Genomic DNA, 20,790 nt, shown 5'->3' with positions numbered 1-20,790 from the left:
GCATGGCCAACAGCCTGCCGAACCGCCCCGAATGGCATGCACAGGAACTGTTGCTGCTGCGCGAAGTGATGCGGCTGGTGGGGCGTAGTCTCAGCCCCGATGTGGTGTTGCGCGAGATGCTGCACCTGATGAGCGAGTTGCTGGGCCTGAACCGCGGACGCGTGGTGCTGCGCGATGCGCACGGCAGTGGGGATGCCCGCATATGCCACGCCTATGGTCTGACCCGGGCCGAGGTGAAGCGGGGGCATTACCGCGTCGGTGAAGGCGTGACCGGGCGGGTGCTGGCCACGGGGCAGCCCCTGATCGTGCAGGATGTGGACGCGGAACCGTCTTTTCTGTTTCGCGCCGTGCGGCGTCAGGACTTGCCGGACGAGACCGTGGCCTTCATCGCATTGCCGATTGAAGTGAGCGGCATCACGATGGGGGTACTGGCGTGCCATCGCATACGCAGCCGCCAGCGCCGGCTCACCGACGATCTGGCCGTGCTCCAGATTCTGGCGACGCTGGCGGGGCAATTGCTGCAGTTGCAAGCCCTGGTGGCGGAACAGACCGGGCGACTGCAGGCGCAGAACGAACGCCTGAGCAAAGCGCTGGAGTCGCGCGCGGCGCGCTACGGCATAGTCGGGCAGTCGCCGGCGTTGTTGCAGGCGCTGGATGAGTTGGAGCGCGTCTCGGACTCGTCCGCCACGGTGCTGTTGCTGGGCGAATCGGGCACGGGCAAGGAGCTGTTTGCGCGCGCCGTTCACCTGGCCAGCGGGCGCCGGGACGGGCCGTTCATCAAGGTCAACGTGGCGGCCATTCCCGAAAGCCTGTTTGAGAGCGAGCTGTTCGGCCACGACAAAGGCGCCTTCACCGGGGCCACGCAGGCGCGGCCCGGATGGTTCGAGCAGGCGCATGGGGGCACGATTTTTCTGGACGAGATCGGGGAGTTGCCCCTGGCCATGCAGGCCAAGTTGCTGCGCACCCTGCAGGAGGGCACCTTGGTACGCCTGGGTGGGCAACGGGAATTGAAGGTGGATGTGCGGCTGGTGGCCGCGACCCACCGGGATCTGGCCGAGGAGGTGGCGGCAGGCCGCTTCCGGCAGGATTTGTACTACCGCCTGAACGTGATTCCGATCCGCCTGCCCAGCCTGCGTGAGCGGCGCGAAGACATCCGCCTGCTGGCGCTGCACTTCATCAGCCGGGCCAACCAGGTGCACCAGCGCAATGTGTACCTGTCTGTCGACGCGCTGGAGCAACTGGCCGGACTGGACTGGCCGGGCAACATCCGCGAGCTGGGCAATGCCATCGAGCGGCTGGTGTTGCTGGCAGACCAGACCCTGGTCGATGCCAAGGCTTTGCCGCGCCTCCTGCCGGAGGTGCTGGGTCGGCGTCGCGCCGTCCCTGGCTCGACGGTCAAGGCCCAGCCTCCAGCCGCCCCACCGCTGGTGAGGGACTACCGCAGTGCGGCTTCCCACGGTGTGGCCGAGCTCAAGGAGGCGCTGGAGCGGCATGGTGGCAACCAGTCGCGCGCCGCGCAAAGCCTGGGCTTGACCCTGCGCCAGTTGGGCTACCGCTTGCGCAAGGCGGGCCTGCTCTGATGCTTCAATGTGTTTCCATTGTGTAAACACATTGTCGAACATCGACAGGACCTGTTTCCCCATGGGTTTGCTGCAGGTAGGAGATTTTCCATTGAAATCAATGGCTTGAGCTGATGCCTGGGGTGCCGGTTGGCTTGGCACGTGGATTGCAATGAGCAGGGGGGCGCCGTGTCGGCGCCTGCCATCAACCCCCTCTCACAGGAAGCTGCCATGTCTGCCACCGATACCGCTGAAGCCCCCGTCTCCACCGTCAAGACCTACCTGCGCCCGATCGACGCCAAGGGCCTGGCCGAATTCGCGGCGGCAGGCAAGGCCAACCCCGCCCGCCGGGGCACCAACAAGGTCCACACCGTCATGGAGGGGCAGTACCGCTCCATCAGCCATGTAGGCGACAAGCACACCGTGGTGGTGGATGAACCTCTGCATCTGTTTGGGCAGGACACCGCCCCCGCCCCTGGCGAGATCGTGCTGTCGGGCCTGGGCGGCTGCATTGCCGTGGGTGTGACGGCCGTGGCCACCTGGAAAGGGGTCAAGCTCAGCAGGTTGGAGGTGTTCCTGGAAGGCGACATTGGCAACCCCGCTGCCTGGGGCGCGGGTGGGGCGTTGGAAATGACGCCGCCGCAGATGGGTTTTCAGGAAGTGCGCGTGAAAGTCCTGGTGGAAGGCGATGCGCCGCGCGAGGTGCTGGAAGAGATCGTTCAGCACGCCAACCACTACTCCCCCGTGGCCAACACCATTCGCAACCCCGTGCCGTTCAAGATCAGCATGGCCTGAACCCCTGAACCCCTGAACCCCTGAACCCCAGGAGCCCCGCATGAACCCCGCCGACCTGCCCCCAGAACTCGCCACCCCCTGTGTTCCCTTGCTGGAGGCCGTGCGCGCCATCGCCCAAGGGCCGTTGGCTGCCCAGGCCTACGCCATTGACCGAGGGGCCTATCCCGCCGATGTGCTGAAGCAGCTGGCTGCCGCAGGCGCCATGAGCGCGCACCTGACGCAAGCCGATGGCACGCCGGGCGACTACCGGCTCGCGATCCAGGCCATGGCCGAAGTGGCGAAGGTGTGCGGGGCCACCGGCTTCATGATGTGGTGCCAGTGCGTGGCCGGGTTGTACCTGCAGGCGTCGGGCAACCCCGCGCTGATGGGAGACCGCTTGGCGCAGCACATGCGGGGGCAAACCCTGGGGGGTACCGGTCTGTCCAACCCGATGAAGAGCTTCGCGCAGATTGAGGCGCTGCTGCTCAAGGCCACGCCGGTGGATGGGGGCTACCTGGTCAACGGAACCTTGCCGTGGGTGAGCAATCTGGCCCCCGACCACTACTTCGGCGCCATCGCGGCGGTGCAGGTGGACGGGGGATGTACCGGACGCGAACTCATGTTCATGCTGCGCTGCGATGCGCCCGGCGTCACGCTCAAGGCCTGCCCGGAGTTTTCCGGCATGGAAGGCACGGGCACCTACAGCGTGCAATGCAAAGACCTGTTCGTGGGGGCCGACGACATCGTGGCCGACCCGGCCAAGCCGCTGATCGCCCGCATCCGGGGCGGCTTCGTGCTGTTGCAGTGTGGCATCGCGGCGGGAGTCATCCAGGGTGCCATCGACAGCATGTGGGCGGTGGAGGGGCAACTGGGGCATGTGAACCGGTTTCTGGAAGACCGACCGGCCGATTTGCAGGCCGAATGCGATGGCCTGCTGGCCCGCGTGATGAAGCTGGCCGAAACCCCTTTCGACACCTCCAACGACTACTTCATCGACGTGCTCGATGCCCGCGCCCATGGGGCGGAACTGGCCCTGCGGGCCGCCCAATCGGCTCTATTGCACCAGGGCGCACGGGGCTACCTCATGCGGTCCGAGGTGCAGCGCCGGGTGCGTGAGGCGCAGTTCGTGGCGATCGTCACGCCGGCCATCAAGCATCTGCGCAAGGAAATCCATCGCCTCTCGACCGAGGAGATGCCCGCATGAGTGCCGTTCCCTACCGCCAGTACATCTGCCACGCCTGCGGCTATATCTACGACGAGGCGGTGGGCGACCCGGACAGCGGGCTGGCCGCCGGCACGCGCTACGAGGACATTCCCGACGACTGGTCTTGCCCTTGGTGTGGTGTCACCAAGGCCGATTTCTCGCTCTATGAAACGCCCAGCCTGGATGCCTTGCGCGCGCAAGCGGCAGGTGATGCGCCCGTGCAGGCCCGGCACGGCACCGCCGGTGTGGTGATCGTGGGCGGGGGGCGTGCGGGCTGGCAGATGGTTGAAGCGCTGCGCGCGCGGGATGCCCATGCGCCCATCACGCTGGTGAGCGCATGTGCGGCCGATGTGTACGACAAGCCCTTGCTCTCGGTGGCGGTGGCGCGCGGGTTGAACCCGGCAGGGATGGTGCGTGAGACGGGCGCTGATGCGGCGCGCCGTCTGGGTATCCGCCTCATGGCCCATACGTATGCGGTGCGCATCTGCACCGACACGCGCACCCTGCGCACCACGCGTGGCCCGGTGCGTTACGACCGGCTGGTGCTCGCGCATGGTGCACAGGCCGCGTTGCCACCCACCCTCCCAGCCCGGCATGTGTGGAGAGTCAACCACCTGACGGCCTACCAAAAGCTGCGCGCGGCGCTGGGTGATGCATCGAAAGCCGTGGTCGTCATCGGTGCCGGGCTGGTGGGGAGCGAACTGGCCAACGACCTGGCCTTGGGCGGGCACCGCATCACCCTGCTCGACACCCAGTCTTTTCCGTTGGCACGCTGGCCCTCTGACCAGGCGGGACAGCCCCTGCTGGATGCCTGGAGGGCCTTGCCCATCACCTTTGTGGGTGGGGTGCAGGTGGCGGGCGTGGAGAAGCTGGGCCTGCGCTACCGGGTCACCACCACCTGCGGGCAGGTGCTGGAAGCCGACCAGGTGGTGGCGGCGACCGGCCTGATCACCCCCTCACGGCTGGCCGCCAGTGCGGCGCTGGCCTGGGAACAGGGCATTGCCGTGGAGGCCGACACGCTGCGCACCAGCGACCCGCGCATCCATGCGCTGGGCGACTGCATCACCGTGAATGGGCAGGCCAGCCGCTTCATCGAACCGATTGCGCGGCAGGCCCAGACCATCGCGGCGGCCATTTGCGGAACAGAACCTGTGCCTTATGTGCCCAAGGCGGCGCCGGTGCGGGTGAAAACCTCGTCGTACCCGATGACCCTGCATTGAGGTGCTGCCAAGGCGTTGGGCTTGACCCTTTCGTGCCGGTGCTTGCTGTGGCCACACAAGGTCTGTACTGGGCCGTTCAGCCACCATCGACCGGAATGGCGGCTTCTTTCAGGCGGGCACGCAGTTCCGTCTTGAGCACCTTGCCGTAGTGGTTCTTGGGCAGTTCGCTCACGAACACATAGCGTTTCGGTCGTTTGAAGCGGGCGATCCGATCCAGACAGTGCGCATCCAGGGCGTCGGCGGTCAGTGCGGCACCGGTCTTCGCGACCACGAATGCCACCACCACCTCGCCCCATTCGGGATCCGGGGCACCCACCACCGCCACTTCCGACACGCCGGCAGCCGTCAGCAACACCTCCTCCACCTCCCGGGGGTAGATGTTGGAGCCGCCGCTGATCAGCAGGTCCTTGCTGCGGTCCTTCAGGGTCAGGAAACCGTCATCGTCCAGACAGCCCACGTCGCCGGTCCAGAGCCAACCGTTCCGCAGGGTCTGGGCGCTGGCATCCGGGTTGCGCCAGTAACCCGCCATGACCGTGTCCCCGCGTACCAGCACCTCGCCGATTTCCCCGGTGGGCAGTGCTTCACCGTGCTCGTTCGCGACGCGGATCTCCACCGGGGTCTGCGCCACCCCCACGGATGCCAGCCGTTGCAGGTGGCGTGGATGGGATTCGTCCATCAGGTGCGCCCGCGACAGTGCGGTTCCCACCATCGGGGTTTCACCCTGGCCGTAGATCTGTACGAAGCGAGGGCCCATGACGCGCAGCGCCCGCCGGATGTCCTCCAGGTACATCGGTGCGCCGCCATAGACCACGGTCTTGAACGCGGCGGCGCAGTCGTCCCGGGTGAGGCCCTGGGCCTCGGCATGATCGACCAGACGTTTGACGATGGTGGGGGCGGCGAAGGTGGACAGCGGGCCGAGCGTGCGGCCGAGCGCAAAGAGTTCGGCTGGATCGACACCCCCCGAGGCAGGCACCACATGGCGCGCCCCGGCCATCAGGTGGGGGATGGCGTACAGGCCGCAACCGTGCGACATGGGCGCGGCGTACACGATCGCATCGGCTGAGCTGACCGGGTCCACATCCACAAAGTAGGTCAGCCCCATGGTCATGAGGTTGCGATGGGTGAGCATCACGCCCTTGGGTCGTCCGGTGGTGCCGCTGGTGTAGAACAGCCAGGCGATGTCGTCCGGACGGCAGGGCCAGGGTTCATGGTCGGACAGACCCGGCAGCGGCGTGAACAGCTCCTCGGCCTCGGGCGCTTCGACGTCCACCTGCCGTTGCAGCCCCGCAAGCGGATGTGGGGCGATGTCCGCGGTGACGAAGGCCCACCGAGCCTGGGCGTTGTCGATGATCCACTCGACCTCTGCCGGGTGCAGCTTGGCGTTGACGGGCACCACCACCAGGCCGGCCCACCAGGCGGCCCAAAGCACTTCCAGATAGCGCGGATGGTTGCGCATGAACAGCAGCACCCGATCGCCGGGCCGCAGGCCGGCGGCCTGCAGGCGTTGGGCCAGGCCGGCGCTTCGCCGAGCCCACTGGGCATGCGTGGCCCAGGGCTGGGTTCCTTCGAAGATCGCGATCCGATCGCCCGCCACGCGGGCCTGTCGCCACAGCAACTGAGCAAGGTTCATGGCCACTCCAGATGTCAGGAGCGCCACGATACCCGATCGATTGGCCGTTGGCTATACGGGGCCTGCACACCGTACTCTGCGCGAATCATGAACGCAGGCCATGGGGCTGTTCGGGGCAGAGGAACAGGCAGGATGGTTGACGAGGCGCGTCTTCGAGGCGCCTCAGTACTGCTTGTACGGCAGGAACTTGCCCGACATGACGATGTTCACGCGGTCGCCGTTGGGGTCGGGCTGGCGTTGCAGGTCCATCTTGAAGTCGATGGCGCTCATGATGCCGTCGCCAAATTCTTCGTGGATGAGTTCCTTGAAGGTGGTGCCGTAGACGCTGACCAGTTCGTAGAAGCGGTAGATCAGCGGGTCGGTGGGCACGCTGGTGGGCAGCGAGCCCTTGTAAGGCACCACCTGCAGCCACTTCTGCTCTTCGGCGGTGAGGCCGAAGACCTTGCCCAGCACCTTGGCCTGTTCGGGCGTGGCGGTCATCTGGCCCAGGCACAGGGCGGTGGTCCATTCCTTGGACTGGCCCACCTTCTTGGCCACGTCGGACCATTTCAGGCCCTTGGCCACTTTGGTGGTGATGATTTTTTCGGTGACGTCGAGTCGGCTCATGTGGGCTCCTGTTGAAGAAAAATCAGTGCGCCTTGGCGCGGGAAACGAGAAAGTCGACGATGTGGTTGCGCAGGTCGTAGTAGCCGTCGAGGTGGTGCAGGCCGGCGCGGGTGCGGTCGCGCGGCAGCGGGTTGACCACCACTTCGGCAATGCCGCCGGGCACATAGCCCTTGTCGGTGTCGCTGCCGTTGCTCATCAGCAGGATGCGGTCGGCCAGCAGGATGGCTTCGTCCACGTCGTGGGTGATCATGAACACCGTCTGGTGGGTCTGGTGCACGATGGTCATCAGCTCGTCCTGGATGGTGCCGCGCGTGAGTGCGTCCAGTGCACCGAAGGGCTCGTCGAGCAGCAGCATCTTGGGCTGGATGGCGAAGGCCCGGGCAATGCCCACACGCTGCTTCATGCCACCGGAAAGCTGGCTGGGTTTCTTGTCGATGGCGGCACTCAGCCCCACCAGCGCCACGTACTTTTCCACGTGTGCGTTCACCTGGGCGGCCTTCCAACCGGGCCAGCGCGACTCCACCGCGAACGCGATGTTCTTGCGCACGGTGAGCCAGGGCATGAGGGCGTGGCTCTGAAACACCACACCGCGCTCCAGGCTGGGGCCGACCACTTCCTTGCCGTCCATGATCACGTTGCCGCTGGTGGCGGTGTCCAGCCCGGCCAGCACGTTGAGGATGGTGGTTTTGCCGCAGCCGGAGTGGCCGATCACGCACACGAACTCGCCTTTGTCGATGGTGAACGACACATCGGCGAACACGGGCTTGGCGGGCACATAGGCCTTGCTGAGCTTGTCGATCTGGAGGAAACCGGTCATGGCAGGGTCTCTGGCTGGTGCCACGGGGGCGGGGTTGCTGAGGGCAAGGGCCGGGGCGGCCTGGCGCTGGTTCACGTCACTCCACATAGGTCACCCACCTTTGCAGCACGCCAAACATCTGGTCCAGTAGCATGCCCACCAGGCCGATCATGAGGATGGCGAAGATCACGTTGCTCAGCGACAGGTTGTTCCACTCGTTCCACACGAAGTAGCCGATGCCCGTGCCGCCCACCAGCATTTCGGCCGCCACGATCACCAGCCAGGCAATGCCCATGCTGATGCGCATGCCGGTGAGGATGGTGGGAGCCGCCGCCGGCAGGATCACCTTGAACGCCTTGCGCAGGGCCGACACCTCCAGCGTCATGGCCACGTTGAGCCAGTCGCGCTTGACGGAGGCCACACCAAAGGCGGTGTTGATCAGCATCGGCCACACCGAGCAGATGAAGATCACGAAGATGCCGCTGACGTTGGAGTCCTTGAGGGTGTAGAGCGCCAGCGGCATCCAGGCCAGTGGACTGATGGGCTTGAGCACCTGAACGAAGGGGTCGAACGCTTTGCGCATGAGCGGGGACATGCCGATCAGGAAGCCCAGTGGCAGGGCCACCGCCACCGCCAGGGCAAAGCCCAGCGCCACACGGGCCAGCGAATGCATGAGCTGGATGCCGATGCCCTTGTCGTTGGGGCCACGGTCGTAGAACGGCTCCGACAGGTGTGTCCAGCTCGCGGCCGCCACCTCGCGCGGGGTGGGGAAGCCGCTGCTTTTCACGTCACCGGGGGCCTGGCCCATCATCTCCAGGTACTCCAGTTCCTCGGCGCTCAGCCCCGCCGCTGGCCCACCGATGCTGGGCCCGGTGGTGGCCAGTTGCCACAGGCCGATCAGCGACAAGAGGATGAGCAGCGAGACCAGCGCCGCCCTGGCGTTGAGGTTGCGTACCATGGCCTCACCCCCGTTTGATGGCGAAGCTGTTGAGATAGGCCTCGGGCTTGGTGGGGTCGAACTCCTTGCCCATGATCACGTGCTTTTTCATGGTGGGCCCGTCCTCGAAGGGCTGGCCCAGCTCTTTCATGTGCTTGCGGGCATCGGTGATCATGAACACGCGCTCGGCGATCTGGCGGTAGTTCACCTCGTTCTGGATGTAGCCCCAGCGCTTCATCTGCGTGAGCATCCACACGGCCATGCTCTGCCAGGGCATGGGGTCGAAATCGGCGCGGTCGGGCACGTTCTGAATGCCACCCAACCCGTCCGCATAGCGGCCGGTGAGCACCTGGCGCACCACCACTTCGGGCTGGTTGAGGTACTGGGCCGGGGCAATGGTCTGCGCGATGAGCGGACGGTTGGCCGGGTCGCGCGCCATGGCGGCGGCGGTGAGCACCGCACGGTAGAGGGCCGCAAAGGTGTTGGGGTTCTGCTGGATGAATTCGGTGGTGGTGCCGAAGGCGCAGCAGGGGTGGCCGTTCCACAGGTCCTTGGTGAGGGTGTGGATGTAGCCGACCTCGTCGAACACGGCGCGCTGGTTGAAGGGGTCCGGGCCCAGGAAGCCGTCGATGTTGCCGGCGCGCAGGTTGGCCACCATTTCGGCAGGCGGCACCACGCGGATCTGCACGTCGGTGTCGGGGTTCAGGCCATGCTCCGCCAGAAAGTAGCGCAGCAGGAAGTTGTGCATCGAATAGTCGAACGGGATGCCGAAGCGAAACCCTTTCCAGTTTTTCGGGTCGCGGTTGTCCTTGTGCCGGATCGACATGGTGATGGCCTGACCATTGATGTTCTGGATCGTGGCCACGTTGGTGGGCGTGGTGTTGGCGCCCAGCCCCAGGCTCATGGCCAAGGGCATGGGCGAGAGAAAGTGCGACGCGTCGTATTCCTTGTTGATCACCTTGTCGCGCACCAGGGCCCAGCCGGCGGTTTTGGTGACCTCCACCTTCAGGCCCTGCTTCTCGTAGAAACCCAGCGGGTGTGCCATGATCAGTGGGGTGGCGCAGGTGATGGGGATGAAGCCGATGGTGAGGTTGGTTTTCTCCAGCGAGCGCCGTTCCTGGGCCATGGCCTGCAGGCTGGCCACGGGCAGCAGGCTGGAGATGGCCGCCATGGCCGTGCCCTTGCCCACGGCGCGCAGGAAACGGCGGCGCACGGGTTCGTTGGGGAAGAGCGATTTCATCAGGGTGGCCTCGATGAACTGGTTCGAGTACGCCTCGAATTCGGCCGTTTCGCTGCGGCGCTTCAGCTCGGTTGCGGCTTGCTGGGCCGCCACTTCCTGCTGGTGCTCTGCCATGGTGTGGTCGCGTCCGCAGCTGCACTTCATCATGAGGGGGCGGTCGGCGTCGTAGGGGTCAAAGTACTGGGTCATGGGGCACCTCTGCGAGTTGATGACGCGGTGCAACATGCAAGCTTCGGGCCCGGTTCGTGCCAGGTGGGCCCGACCGATGCAAATCGTTGCAGACTCGTCGATGGTCTGTAGGGGCAGCCCTACAGACCGTGTCGATCGGCTGGGCGCTGGGCCAGTCGTTCCGCGTAGAGGGCGAGTTCCACGTCGTTGCGGGTGCCGGTTTTTTCCAGCACGCGGGCCCGGTAGGTGCTTACCGTGTTCGGAGCCAGTCCCAGTTGCGCACCAATTTCGCTCACGCTCAGACCGGTGGTGAGCAAGCGGAAGACCTGATGTTCGCGGTGAGACAACGCCTCGGGTCCCAGTCGGCCTTTCGGTGCGCCCACTGCCGTGGCCAGCGCCTCCGCAGTGGCAGGGCAGACGTACATCCCGCCGCTGGCCGCTTTGCGCACCGCCGCCAGCATGTCGTCGGGGTCGGCGCTCTTGTTCAGGTAGCCAGCCGCCCCCAAACGGATGCAGCGCACCGCATATTGCTTTTCCGGGTAGGTGCTGAGCATGAGCACGGGCAAGTCGGGGAACGCCTGCTTCAGACGCTGCAGCACCTCCAGGCCATCCATGCCGGGCATGGCGATGTCGAGCAGCACCACATCCAGCGCCTGTTGCTGCCGGAGGGCGCCGGCCTGTTCCAGCACGGCGGGTCCGTCCACCGCTTCGGCCACCACGGTCAAGTCGGTGGCCTCGGCCAGCACCTGCTTGAGGCCTTCGCGCACGATGCGGTGATCGTCGCCGATGAGCACGCGGATGGGGCCAGCATTCATGGGGGTGTCTCCGCGCAAGGGCGTTCGCCCACGGGTAGCACCAACTGGAAGCAGGAGCCCAGACCGGGCTGGCTCCAGATGCGCAGCTCGCCTCCCAGGTGCCGCGCCCGTTCGCGCATGCCCATGATGCCGTAGGCATCGGCGGCCTCGAAGGCCTTCATGTCGGCCCCTCGGCCATCGTCGCAGACCATGAGCTGCAACCGTTGCTCCAGGTACTGGATGCGGACGTCCAGGGTGCGGGCCTGCGCGTGGCGCCCCACGTTGCTGAGCATTTCCTGGAAGATGCGAAACACGGCCATGGCGTCTGCCGGCGGCAGTTCTGGCAGGTCGTTGTCGGGCATCTGCCAGAGCAGGGCTATTTCGGCCGATTGCACGAACTCCTGGGCCTGCCACTCCAGGGCGGCCCACAGGCCTTGGTGATCGAGGATGCTGGGGCGCAGGTCGGTGATGATGCGTCCCACGTTGTCCACGGCCTGCTCGATGAGCCGCCCCATGTTCTGGCATTTGCAGCGCAGCGTCTGTCGCATGCTTTCCTGCGCCTCGGGGCTGCGATGGGCCTGTTCCGAGAGGCGTTTGTCCATCCAGCCCACGTCCATCTTCAGGGCCACCAGCAGGCTGCCCAGCTCATCGTGGATTTCGCGGGCAATGCGCGTGCGTTCCTCCTCGCGCACGCTGTCGGAATGGGCCGCTAGTTCGCGCAGTTGCTTCAGTGCGGCGCGCAGTTCCTGGGTGCGATGGGCCACCCGTTCTTCGAGAGCCGCCTTGGCGTTGTGGAGGGCCGCTTCGGCGGCCTTGCGCTCGGTGATGTCCACGAAGGTGACGACTGCACCAAGAATGTGCATGCCATCCTGGATCGGGTAGCTGGAGTACTCCACCGGGAAGGCCGTGCCATCGCGCCGCCAGAACACCTCGCTGTCGATGCGGCAGGGCAGGCCCTGGCGAAAAGCGTTGAAGATGGGGCAGCGCTCCACCGGGTAGGGCATGCCGTTGGCCTCGGAATGGTGGGTGAGGTCGTGCATGTTGAGCCCCAGCAGCGTCTGGGGCTCGTCGTAACCCAGCAGGGACGCCCCGGCCCGGTTGATGAACACGCAGTGCCCGTCCAGGTCGATGCCGAAGATGCCTTCGCCGGTCGATTCCAGGAGCAGGCTCAGCCGGTCGTACCACTGACCGGGCAGGGCAGCAGCCAGGCGAGGGGAGGACGGTGTGGCCAGCATCATGGCCGGACCATGCAATGGGTGTGCCAGCGAGGGAGGGCCACTGAACGTATGATGCACCCTGCCTGAATTGATGCAATGCAGCATGCTCGACGTTTTACAGATTTCCGATCCGGTGGCGGTGTTCGCCCTGGTGGCCTTCCTGATCCTGCTGGCGCCCATCGTGATGGGGCGCTGGCAACTGCCGGGCACGATCGGCCTGTTGCTGGCGGGCGCCGTGCTCGGGCCCAATGCGCTGGGCGTGCTGGCGCGCGACCAGTCCTTCGTGCTGTTCGGCACGGTCGGGTTGCTGTACATCATGTTCACCGCCGCGCTCGAAATCGACATGGTGGTGCTCAAGCGCTCCAAGTTCCACAGCATCGTCTTTGGCCTGTTCACCTTTGCGATTCCCCAGGGGGTGGGCACCCTGGTGGGCCACTACGTGCTGGGCTTTTCCTGGCCGGCGGCGATCCTGCTGGCATCGCTCTTCGCGTCGCACACCTTGCTGGCGTATCCCATCGCCAGCCGTCTGGGCATTGCGCGCAACACCGCCGTGACGACCGCCGTGGGCGGCACCATCATCACCGACACGCTGGCGCTGCTGGTGCTGGCGGTGATCGCCGGCTCGGTGCGTGGTGAGGTGGATGACCATTTCTGGTACCGCCTGGGCGCGAGCCTGGGGCTGTACGTGTTCGCCATTCTGTACGGCCTGCCCAAGCTGGCGCGCTGGTTCTTCCGCCATGTGGGGCGGGACGGGGTCACCGAATTCGTGTTCGTGCTCGCCGTGGTGTTCGGCTGCGCCAGCCTGTCGCACGCCGCGGGATCCGAGCCCATCGTCGGTGCCTTCCTGGCCGGCCTGGCGTTGAACCGCCTCATCCCTCACAACAGCACGCTGATGAACCGCATCCAGTTCACCGGTGAGGCCATCTTCGTGCCGTTCTTCCTGTTGTCGGTGGGCATGCTGCTGGACGTGCGCGTGTTCCTGGCCGACTGGCGCGCGCTGATCATCACCGTGGCCATGGTCGCCACGGTCACGCTGACGAAATGGCTGGCCGCCCGCCTCAGCAGCCTGGTGCTGGGCTACAGCCCGGCACAGGCGCGGGTGGTGTTCGGGCTCAGCGTGGCCCAGGCCGCGGCCACGCTGGCGGCCACGGTGGTGGGTTACGACATCGGCCTGTTCGACGACGCCGTGGTCAACGGCGCCATCGTGATGATCCTCGTGACCTGTGTGATCGCTCCCTGGCAGGTGGACCGTTACGGCCGGCTGCTGATCCAGGACACGGACGAACTTGCCGTGGCCGCACCGGGGGAGCGTCAGCGTATCCTCACGGCGTTGTCGGAACGGGCGCCCTTGAGCCACCTGCTCGACCTCGCCCTGCTGCTGCGCAAGCCTGATCACGAGCAACCGATCTACCCGATGACGGTGGTGCAGGACAACGGCAACACCACGACCCAGGTGGCCGTGGCCGAGCAGGTGCTCGGCCAGGCGGTGAGTTACCTGTCTCAGGCCGAAGTGCCGGCCACGCCTTTGACCCGTATCGATTTCAACCTGGCTTCCGGGGTGCTGAAGGCCCGGCGTGAGCTCAATGCCACCGAGGTGCTGATGGGCTGGAGCGAGCAGAGCCGCGCGCCCGAGTTCTTCTTCGGTTCGTTGATGGAAAACCTGCTGCGCGACCGTGATTTTTCACTGGTGGTGTTGCGTCCGCGCGAGCCGCTCAACACCACCCGGCGCATGCTGCTGGCGATCCCGCCGGAGGCGGATCTCGAACCCGGTTTCCAGGCGGGTATCGAATTGGTCAAGCGGCTGTCGCATCAACTCAGCGCCCCCATCTTGGTGCTCACGGAGGAGGCCGGTTTCGAGCGCATGTTCAAGCGCATCCGTTCTATCAGGCCCGGCTGCGACCTGGTGCCAGGCAAGCTCGCCCGCTGGGCTGGCCTGCGCCGTGTGTTGCAAGAGCACTTCCGCGATGGCGATCTGATCGTGCTGCTCGGTGCGCGTCAAGGCGGGCTGGCGTGGAAACCGGCCATGACCCGGCTGCCGGAAGAATTGGCCGAAACCTTTCCGAAAGCCAACCTGCTGGTGGTATATGCCGGTGAACCGGATCGGGACGATACCTTGTCCATCGTGAACCCGGAGCCTGCCACTCGCATGGCATGAGGTCGGGACTGCCGTGTTGCCGTCGGTGCGCTGTTGTCCAACGCAGTGCGTAAGGCCGTGAGCGACCGGTTCATGTCGTGCCGATCAATCATGCTCATCGATGACTAATATCAATTGTCAAATCATAATTGATTGGAATATTTGATGATCTACATATTAAATAAAAATCATTCTCATTTAATATCGAGGCCTGGTCACACAGGAGATCCTCATGAATCCTTTGGTACAAGTTCAAGAAGACGACGACAGCGCTGGTTACACCATGCCGTGTGCTGAGGCAATGTTGGCTGGGACGTTGGCCCTGATGACTGGCTATGCCGAAAACCGTTGTCCGCAGCACAGGATGCTGATGGCTCAGAAGGTGGTGTCCAACCTGTTTTTTCTGGCAAGCCATCCTTCGTTGAGCGAGAACTTCCGGATGGTGGCGGGTCGCATGCATCGTCACTGGATGAACCTGGTTACGCCAACGGATCCAGCCGAACCACCGGTTCGAGCCTGGGCGCAGGCCACTGGGGCGTGGCATTAAAACGACGTACCCGAGGCCATGGCATGGACGAGCATGTTTTTCTGATTCGACGCATGGGTCGTGTCCAACAACGCATGACAGAGACTGTCCAGGCTCTGACGGCGCGCATCGAGCGCTTGGAGGGGGAGGTGATTCGCTGGCGCGTCCATGCGATCGTGGCCAGGACGGCGGCTTTGTGGGGCTTGAGCGGTCAAGCGCAGGTCGAGATAAGGTGGTCGCCTTCCCATCGACGGCAGACCCTGGGAAAGGTCCTGGAAGCAGGGGGATGGACGGTGGCGGAGGTGATCTGTCAGACGGGCTGCGCATCGCATGCGCATCATTGGCTCGAAGCAGATGGGCACTGTCGCCGGGACGGGCTGCCCTGCGAGCGCTTGGAGCGCAATGGGACCAGCCACATACCTGTAACTTGATTCAGCAACGACACCAGCGCGATGGGCATAATGGATGTTTGCCCCAATGGCCCCGTTTGTCGTGACATGCTGAAGAAGATCTCGGTTCAGGACTTGCGCCTGGGGATGTATATCCAGTCGTTTGCCGGTTCCTGGCTGGACCACCCCTTTTGGCGCTCCAGATTCCTGCTGGAGGATCCGGCCGATATACAGAAGGTGCGCGCCAGCGCTGTGCGTGAAGTGTGGATCGACGTCAGCAAAGGGGCGGATGTGGCCGACGCAACGCCGGCCGTGGCCCAGGTCGAGTCGGTGGAGCAGATGGAGGAGGCGCTGCGTGAGGACCGCTCGGTCCAACGTTCGTTGGCGGCCTGTTCCACCGAAGATGAACTGCGGCGTGCCGCGGCCATTTGCTACAGCGCAGGTGGAGCCATCACCGCCATGTTCTGCGATGCCCGTATGGGCAAGGCCATCAACAAGGAAGTGGCGCGCCAGGTGGCAGAGGACATTGCGGATTCGGTGACACGCAATGGCCACGCGCTCATCAGCCTGGCCCGACTGAAAACGGCGGACGATTACACCTACATGCATTCGGTCGCGGTTTGCGCGCTCATGGTCGCCCTCGCCTACCGACTCGGGCTGAGCGACCACGAAGCCCGGGCCGCAGGCTTCGCTGGATTGCTGCACGATTTGGGCAAGATGGACGTGCCACTGGAAGTGCTGAACAAGCCGGGTCGCCTGACGGAAGAGGAGTTCGAGAGCATTCGCCGCCATCCCGTCAGCGGCCATGAGCGGCTCGTGGCGGCGGGAGTGATGCACGAGCAGGCCCTGGATGTGTGTTTGCACCACCACGAAAAGCTCGATGGCACAGGCTACCCGCATCGCCTGCGCGGCAACGAGATCAGCCTGATGGCGCGCATGGGCGCGGTCTGCGATGTGTACGATGCCATCACATCCAACCGGCCCTACAAGGCCGGCTGGGATCCGGCGGAATCGCTGGCGCGCATGGCGCAGTGGACCAACTCGCACCTGGATCCACGGGTGTTCCAGGCCTTTGTACGCAGCCTCGGGATTTACCCCATCGGTTCGCTCGTCCTGTTGAGCAACGGCAAACTCGCGGTGGTGGTGGAGCAGTCGAAAAAGTCCATGCTCAAACCCATGGTCAAGACGGTGTTTTCCGTCAACAGTTACGAGCGCGTGGTGCCCGAGCTGATCGATTTGTCCAAGCCGAATTGTCCGCACCGCATCGTTAAGCGTGAAGACCCGGCCAAGTGGCAGATCAGCGGGTTGGACGAGCTGTGGGCAGGCTCTCTGGTGTCTTGAGCGGTATGCCGCCCGGTTCAGTGGGTGGCGCGTGTGTACACCGGCTCCTGTCCCTCGGAGGTGCCGTTGATCCGCTGGCTCAGCGCGTCCGCGCTGTCGAGCCAGGCTTGTAGTTCCCCGGGATGGCTGCTGTGCTGGTCAGCCGCCCATCGCTGGCGGGCTTGTCGGGCCAGGGCGCGGAGCTGCCAGACGGCTTCACGTGCGAGCAGCGAGAGCTCTTTCATCAGCATCGGGTCTTCGGTCGGGTTGCCGAGCTGTTCGAGCTGTGCTGGCGTCAGGCCGGCCTCGGCCAGGTTGCGCAGCAGTTCGTTGATGAGTTCCGAAACCACGGCCATGCCTTCGCGGCGTGCGGGGGTGATATCGGGAGAGTGCGCGAAGGGGGGCGGCCAATCCTGCAGCACGCGGTGCACCTGTTGCAACACGTCCACCGGGGCCGCGAGCGGGAGCACCGACTCGCTGCGCGGGTCCTGGGCCGGGTCGAGCACGCCGAGTATCCGGTTGATCAGTGGGCGGGCATAGCGGTGCATGTTCATGCGCAGCAGCACGCTCAGCCGCAGTTCGCCACCGTCGTCATGGCCGCTGATCATGGCCACGACCAGGTCGGTGAGGGCGAGTTGCTGCCCCATCGGGCTGATCTGGCGGCCGCGCAGGCCGCGTGGATACCCTGAACCGTTGAGGTATTCGTGATGCTCCATCACCGCGCGCACCACCTCCTGGGGGTAGACGTGATGGCGCTCGACGAGCAGCGTGCTCACGATCGGGTGGCTGTAGAGCTCGCGCCGCAGCTCGCGGGTGAGTTGGATCTTGTGATCCATCAGCACCGGGTTGAGGTGCAGCATGCCCAGGTCGTGCAGCAGGCCGGCGGCAGCGGCCATGCCGATATCGAACTGAGGGCGCAGCGGATCATCGCTCAGCCAGGCCATGATCCAGGCCATGATCCAGGCACTGCGCAGGGCATGATCGTAGAGGCTGGGTCGCTTGTCGCGAGCGATGGTCAGTTGCAGTGCCACCGCTTCGGGCAAGGGAATGCTTTCCAGAATGCCCAGCAGCCGATCCACCTGCTGAGGCCGGGTCGCGAGTCGCGCATAGAAGGGCTCGAAACCCATCGCCACCTCGATGCCCTTGCGGATGGCGGCTCCGTCCACCATGCCTTCGACGGTCAACGCATCCTCCAGCGGGCGGCTGAGCTGATGTGCCATCAGCCGGTCGTACAGCCCGGCGTGGATCGAGGCGCCCTGGTCCAGAATCTTGGTGCCCTGGGTGTTGTAGATCGCCTCCTTGGCGATGACGGTCCGGGTGTCCGCGTAATCGATGATCGTGCGGGTGAGGTGGGCGGTGGTGGTGGGGCTTTCCGGGGACATGGGCTTGGGGAGCCAGACGGCCTGACTCGGTTGACGACTCATTGTCGCAGATGCGTGGGGGTGTTTTTCGCTCCAGCGATGGCGTGACCGGTATGCTGGCGCCGGTATGCGGCGGGGGTGAGTCCGGTCCACAGCCGAAACGCGCGGATGAAGCTTTTTTCGTTCTGGAAACCGGCTGCTTCGGCGACCTGTTTGATGGGTTTGTGCGTGCGCAACAGCAACTCGCATGCGCGTTCGCGCCGCACCGAATCCTTGAGGTGCTGCAGGGTGACGCCCTGTTCATGGAGGTGGCGGTAGAGCGTGCGTGCCGAGATGTGGAGCAAAGCGGCCAGCCTTTCGGCGTTGTGGGTTTGCTGGGGTTGCGTGAGCAACAATTGCCGGGCCCGTTCCATGAGCAGCCGGTCTCGGCGGTAGGACTGAACCATGAGCGGTAGCGCGTGCTTGAGCATCTGGTTCAGGGCTTGTTCGTCGCGCCGCAACGGCAGATCCAGGTAACGGGCGTCGAAACGCAGCAGGGTCTGGCCTGCATCGAAGCGGGCGGGTGCGGCCGCGGGAAACAGCACCGGATAGACGTCCGCATGGGCCGGGGTTGGGAAAGGGAACTGCGCGGCCAGCAACGGGATGCGGGAGTCGATCAGCCAGCTGCCGAGCCCGTGCAGGTTGCGCAGCACCGAGACCAGGCAGAACTCGCGCACCGGCCCCAGGTCGCGCGCTTCGGTGACGATCACGCTGGCCAGCCCGTCAGCCACCTGGAGTTGCAGGCCGATGTCGTCGGTGAGCAGGCCGTGGTGGCGGCACCAGCGCTTGAGTGCCACACCCAGGGTCGGGGCGCTGATCGACGCCCGGGCCAGCATGCCGTAGCTGCCCCAGGGCAAGCGGCGTGAAAACCAGCCCAGGGCCTCGTCGTCGAGTTCGCGCATGGCATGGTCGGAGAGGCGTTCCAGTTGTGCCGCGGTGATGCGGGCCTCAGGGCGATGCAGCAGTTGCGGCGGGATCTGTGCCACGGAAAGGGCGTTCGATGGGGCCATGCCCCGGCGCTCGTAGGCCCAGACGATGGCGCGCACGAATGCCATCGGCGTCAAGGCTCTGGGGGTGGTCTTGTCGGGGTTTGAGGCCGTGGGCCGGTGCAGGGCGGCGGGCGAACGGGGCAGCATGGGTAGAGTGTGCCAAAAAACCCTCATTTCGTGGCGTGATTTGCACCCTTCTTGACGGCGCTGCGGGCTGGTCGAAAGCCGCGCGGTGTCCGACAATCCGATGGCCCTCTGGCCCACAAGGAAAGCAAGCGATGACCGTTCTGGAGACCCAGCTCAATCCCCGTTCCGCCGATTTCCAGCACAACGCGCAGGCCATGCGTGCGCTGGTGGATGATTTGCGCGCCCACATCGAGAAGGTGGCGCTGGGCGGCGGTGAGGCCGCTCGCGCCAAGCACACCGCCCGTGGCAAGCTGCTGCCGCGCGACCGGGTGCAGATGCTGCTCGACCCCGGCACGCCCTTTCTGGAGATTGCGCCGCTGGCCGCGCTGAACATGTATGGCAACGATGCGCCGAGCGCCGGCCTGATCGCGGGCATCGGCCGAGTCAGTGGGGTGGACTGCATGATCGTCTGCAACGACGCCACCGTCAAGGGTGGCACCTACTACCCCATGACGGTGAAGAAGCACCTGCGGGCGCAGGAGATCGCGCAGCAAAATGGCCTGCCGTGCATCTATCTGGTGGACTCGGGTGGCGCCAACCTGCCCAACCAGGACGAGGTGTTCCCTGACCGCGACCATTTCGGCCGTATCTTCTACAACCAGGCCAACATGAGCGCCCAGGGCATTGCGCAGATCGCGGTGGTGATGGGCTCGTGCACGGCGGGCGGCGCCTACGTGCCCGCCATGAGCGACGAGACCATCATCGTGAAGAACCAGGGCACCATCTTTTTGGGTGGACCGCCGCTGGTGAAAGCCGCCACCGGCGAGGTGGTGAGCGCCGAAGACCTCGGCGGTGGCGACGTGCACACACGCCTGAGCGGCGTGGCCGATCACCTGGCGCAGAATGATCTGCACGCACTGGCGCTGGCGCGCGAGGCGGTGCGCCACCTCAGCCGCCAAAAGCGCCCGGACACCCCTCTGCGCGAGGCGCGTCCGCCGAAGTATGCGGCCGAAGAACTGTACGGCGTCATCCCCACCGATACGCGCAAGCCATTCGACGTGCGCGAGATCATTGCCCGCATCGTGGACGGCTCCGAGCTGCACGAATTCAAGCAGCGCTATGGCACCACGCTGGTGTGCGGCTTTGCCCACATCGAAGGCATGCCGGTGGGCATCATCGCCAACAACGGCATTCTGTTCAGTGAGTCGGCCTTGAAGGGCGCGCACTTCATCGAGTTGTGCTGCCAGCGCAAGATTCCACTGGTGTTCCTGCAGAACATCACCGGCTTCATGGTGGGCCGCAAGTATGAAAACGAAGGCATTGCGCGCAACGGCGCCAAGATGGTGACCGCGGTGGCCACCGCGCAGGTCCCGAAGTTCACCATCATCATCGGCGGCAGCTTTGGGGCGGGCAACTACGGCATGTGTGGCCGGGCCTATTCGCCGCGCTTTCTGTGGATGTGGCCGAACGCGCGCATCAGCGTGATGGGCGGCGAGCAGGCCGCCAGCGTGCTGGCCACGGTCAAGCGCGACGGTATCGAGGCCAAGGGTGGCCGTTGGAGCATGGAGGAAGAAGAGGCCTTCAAGGCGCCCATCCGCCGCCAGTACGAGGAGCAGGGCCACCCCTACTACGCCACCGCCCGCCTGTGGGACGACGGCATCATCGACCCCGCCGACACGCGCCGTGTGCTCGCGCTGGGCCTGAGCGCCAGCCTCAACACCCCCACGCCCGACACCAAGTTCGGTGTCTTCCGTATGTGAG

17 protein-coding genes are annotated in these 20,790 nt (G+C 65.2%); 8 read left to right on the top strand and 9 right to left on the bottom strand.

Features of this window, described 5'->3' with window-relative positions:
- The first annotated feature begins 2 nt into the window (after nt 1-2).
- The 4 genes from HZS63_RS01450 (at nt 3) to HZS63_RS01435 (ending at nt 4,757) form a co-directional block, all read left to right on the top strand.
- Entirely contained in the window at nt 3-1,580 is a 1,578-nt protein-coding gene (locus HZS63_RS01450) for a sigma-54 interaction domain-containing protein (protein ID WP_246316075.1), read from the top strand.
- Nucleotides 1,581-1,790: 210 nt separating this feature from the next.
- On the top strand, nt 1,791-2,354 hold the full coding sequence (locus HZS63_RS01445; RefSeq protein WP_180682235.1) for an OsmC family protein: 564 nt from the start codon (nt 1,791-1,793) through the stop codon (nt 2,352-2,354).
- 40 nt (nt 2,355-2,394) lie between these two features.
- Nucleotides 2,395-3,537, top strand: a complete 1,143-nt coding sequence (locus tag HZS63_RS01440) for an acyl-CoA dehydrogenase family protein (protein ID WP_180682234.1) — start codon at nt 2,395-2,397, stop codon at nt 3,535-3,537.
- Nucleotides 3,534-4,757, top strand: coding sequence for an FAD-dependent oxidoreductase (locus HZS63_RS01435; RefSeq protein WP_180682233.1), 1,224 nt, complete (start codon nt 3,534-3,536; stop codon nt 4,755-4,757). The genes HZS63_RS01440 and HZS63_RS01435 overlap by 4 nt, the downstream gene beginning before the upstream one ends.
- Nucleotides 4,758-4,833: 76 nt before the next feature.
- On the opposite strand, the gene HZS63_RS01430 is transcribed toward HZS63_RS01435, so the two are convergent.
- The 7 genes from HZS63_RS01430 to HZS63_RS01400 all read right to left on the bottom strand — a co-directional run bounded on the left by HZS63_RS01430 (nt 4,834) and on the right by HZS63_RS01400 (nt 12,166).
- Nucleotides 4,834-6,387, bottom strand: coding sequence for a class I adenylate-forming enzyme family protein (locus HZS63_RS01430; RefSeq protein WP_180682232.1), 1,554 nt, complete (start codon nt 6,385-6,387; stop codon nt 4,834-4,836).
- A gap of 162 nt (nt 6,388-6,549) precedes the next feature.
- The gene (gene cynS, locus HZS63_RS01425; protein ID WP_180682231.1) at nt 6,550-6,993 is read right to left on the bottom strand and encodes a cyanase; all 444 of its coding nucleotides are present in this window, start codon (nt 6,991-6,993) and stop codon (nt 6,550-6,552) included.
- 22 nt (nt 6,994-7,015) lie between these two features.
- The gene (locus tag HZS63_RS01420; RefSeq protein WP_180682230.1) at nt 7,016-7,897 is read right to left on the bottom strand and encodes an ABC transporter ATP-binding protein; all 882 of its coding nucleotides are present in this window, start codon (nt 7,895-7,897) and stop codon (nt 7,016-7,018) included.
- Nucleotides 7,887-8,747 (bottom strand): nitrate ABC transporter permease, encoded by an 861-nt coding sequence (gene ntrB / locus HZS63_RS01415; RefSeq protein ID WP_180682229.1) that lies wholly within the window; start codon nt 8,745-8,747, stop codon nt 7,887-7,889. Before ntrB ends, HZS63_RS01420 begins: the two co-directional genes overlap by 11 nt.
- A gap of 4 nt (nt 8,748-8,751) precedes the next feature.
- Nucleotides 8,752-10,155: a CmpA/NrtA family ABC transporter substrate-binding protein gene (locus HZS63_RS01410; RefSeq protein ID WP_180682228.1), complete on the bottom strand. Its 1,404-nt coding sequence runs from the start codon at nt 10,153-10,155 to the stop codon at nt 8,752-8,754.
- A 119-nt stretch (nt 10,156-10,274) separates the two neighbouring features.
- Complete coding sequence (locus tag HZS63_RS01405) at nt 10,275-10,949, bottom strand: response regulator (RefSeq protein WP_180682227.1); 675 nt, start codon at nt 10,947-10,949, stop codon at nt 10,275-10,277.
- The gene (locus HZS63_RS01400) at nt 10,946-12,166 is read right to left on the bottom strand and encodes a sensor histidine kinase (RefSeq protein ID WP_180682226.1); all 1,221 of its coding nucleotides are present in this window, start codon (nt 12,164-12,166) and stop codon (nt 10,946-10,948) included. The genes HZS63_RS01405 and HZS63_RS01400 overlap by 4 nt, the downstream gene beginning before the upstream one ends.
- A gap of 82 nt (nt 12,167-12,248) precedes the next feature.
- Here HZS63_RS01400 and HZS63_RS01395 point away from each other — a divergent pair, with 82 nt between their 5' ends.
- The 3 genes from HZS63_RS01395 (at nt 12,249) to HZS63_RS01385 (ending at nt 16,535) form a co-directional block, all read left to right on the top strand.
- Nucleotides 12,249-14,300 carry a cation:proton antiporter gene (locus tag HZS63_RS01395; RefSeq protein WP_180682225.1) on the top strand — a complete coding sequence of 684 codons (2,052 nt, stop codon included), beginning with the start codon at nt 12,249-12,251 and terminating at the stop codon, nt 14,298-14,300.
- A gap of 211 nt (nt 14,301-14,511) precedes the next feature.
- Nucleotides 14,512-14,826, top strand: a complete 315-nt coding sequence (locus tag HZS63_RS01390; RefSeq protein WP_180682224.1) for a hypothetical protein — start codon at nt 14,512-14,514, stop codon at nt 14,824-14,826.
- Nucleotides 14,827-15,302: 476 nt separating this feature from the next.
- Nucleotides 15,303-16,535: an HD-GYP domain-containing protein gene (locus tag HZS63_RS01385; protein WP_180682223.1), complete on the top strand. Its 1,233-nt coding sequence runs from the start codon at nt 15,303-15,305 to the stop codon at nt 16,533-16,535.
- Nucleotides 16,536-16,552: 17 nt separating this feature from the next.
- On the opposite strand, the gene HZS63_RS01380 is transcribed toward HZS63_RS01385, so the two are convergent.
- Together HZS63_RS01380 and HZS63_RS01375 are read right to left on the bottom strand one after the other, a co-directional pair.
- Entirely contained in the window at nt 16,553-17,938 is a 1,386-nt protein-coding gene (locus HZS63_RS01380) for an HD-GYP domain-containing protein (RefSeq protein WP_180682222.1), read from the bottom strand.
- Nucleotides 17,935-19,050: an AraC family transcriptional regulator gene (locus HZS63_RS01375; protein ID WP_425505902.1), complete on the bottom strand. Its 1,116-nt coding sequence runs from the start codon at nt 19,048-19,050 to the stop codon at nt 17,935-17,937. The genes HZS63_RS01380 and HZS63_RS01375 overlap by 4 nt, the downstream gene beginning before the upstream one ends.
- 131 nt (nt 19,051-19,181) lie before the next feature.
- Here HZS63_RS01375 and HZS63_RS01370 point away from each other — a divergent pair, with 131 nt between their 5' ends.
- On the top strand, nt 19,182-20,789 hold the full coding sequence (locus tag HZS63_RS01370) for a carboxyl transferase domain-containing protein (RefSeq protein WP_180682221.1): 1,608 nt from the start codon (nt 19,182-19,184) through the stop codon (nt 20,787-20,789).
- Nucleotide 20,790: the final 1 nt, after the last annotated feature.

Origin of the sequence: Tepidicella baoligensis (assembly GCF_013432195.1) — a bacterium.
GTDB classification, from domain to species: Bacteria; Pseudomonadota; Gammaproteobacteria; order Burkholderiales; family Burkholderiaceae_C; genus Tepidicella; species Tepidicella baoligensis.
The sequence above is the reverse complement of the archived record's forward strand: the minus strand, read 5'-3'. Positions and strand labels throughout refer to the sequence as shown.

Bases quoted from the DNA above. Each gene is read 5' to 3' on its own strand.
- HZS63_RS01410 (WP_180682228.1), bottom strand. From the start codon at position 10,155: ATGACCCAGTACTTTGACCCCTACGACGCCGACCGCCCCCTCATGATG.
- HZS63_RS01385 (WP_180682223.1), top strand. From the start codon at position 15,303: ATGCTGAAGAAGATCTCGGTTCAGGACTTGCGCCTGGGGATGTATATC.
- ntrB (WP_180682229.1), bottom strand. From the start codon at position 8,747: ATGGTACGCAACCTCAACGCCAGGGCGGCGCTGGTCTCGCTGCTCATC.
- HZS63_RS01375 (WP_425505902.1), bottom strand. From the start codon at position 19,050: ATGCTGCCCCGTTCGCCCGCCGCCCTGCACCGGCCCACGGCCTCAAAC.
- HZS63_RS01420 (WP_180682230.1), bottom strand. From the start codon at position 7,897: ATGTGGAGTGACGTGAACCAGCGCCAGGCCGCCCCGGCCCTTGCCCTC.
- HZS63_RS01380 (WP_180682222.1), bottom strand. From the start codon at position 17,938: ATGAGTCGTCAACCGAGTCAGGCCGTCTGGCTCCCCAAGCCCATGTCC.
- HZS63_RS01395 (WP_180682225.1), top strand. From the start codon at position 12,249: ATGCTCGACGTTTTACAGATTTCCGATCCGGTGGCGGTGTTCGCCCTG.
- HZS63_RS01440 (WP_180682234.1), top strand. From the start codon at position 2,395: ATGAACCCCGCCGACCTGCCCCCAGAACTCGCCACCCCCTGTGTTCCC.
- HZS63_RS01450 (WP_246316075.1), top strand. From the start codon at position 3: ATGGCCAACAGCCTGCCGAACCGCCCCGAATGGCATGCACAGGAACTG.
- HZS63_RS01390 (WP_180682224.1), top strand. From the start codon at position 14,512: ATGAATCCTTTGGTACAAGTTCAAGAAGACGACGACAGCGCTGGTTAC.
- cynS (WP_180682231.1), bottom strand. From the start codon at position 6,993: ATGAGCCGACTCGACGTCACCGAAAAAATCATCACCACCAAAGTGGCC.
- HZS63_RS01430 (WP_180682232.1), bottom strand. From the start codon at position 6,387: ATGAACCTTGCTCAGTTGCTGTGGCGACAGGCCCGCGTGGCGGGCGAT.
- HZS63_RS01400 (WP_180682226.1), bottom strand. From the start codon at position 12,166: ATGATGCTGGCCACACCGTCCTCCCCTCGCCTGGCTGCTGCCCTGCCC.
- HZS63_RS01445 (WP_180682235.1), top strand. From the start codon at position 1,791: ATGTCTGCCACCGATACCGCTGAAGCCCCCGTCTCCACCGTCAAGACC.
- HZS63_RS01435 (WP_180682233.1), top strand. From the start codon at position 3,534: ATGAGTGCCGTTCCCTACCGCCAGTACATCTGCCACGCCTGCGGCTAT.
- HZS63_RS01370 (WP_180682221.1), top strand. From the start codon at position 19,182: ATGACCGTTCTGGAGACCCAGCTCAATCCCCGTTCCGCCGATTTCCAG.
- HZS63_RS01405 (WP_180682227.1), bottom strand. From the start codon at position 10,949: ATGAATGCTGGCCCCATCCGCGTGCTCATCGGCGACGATCACCGCATC.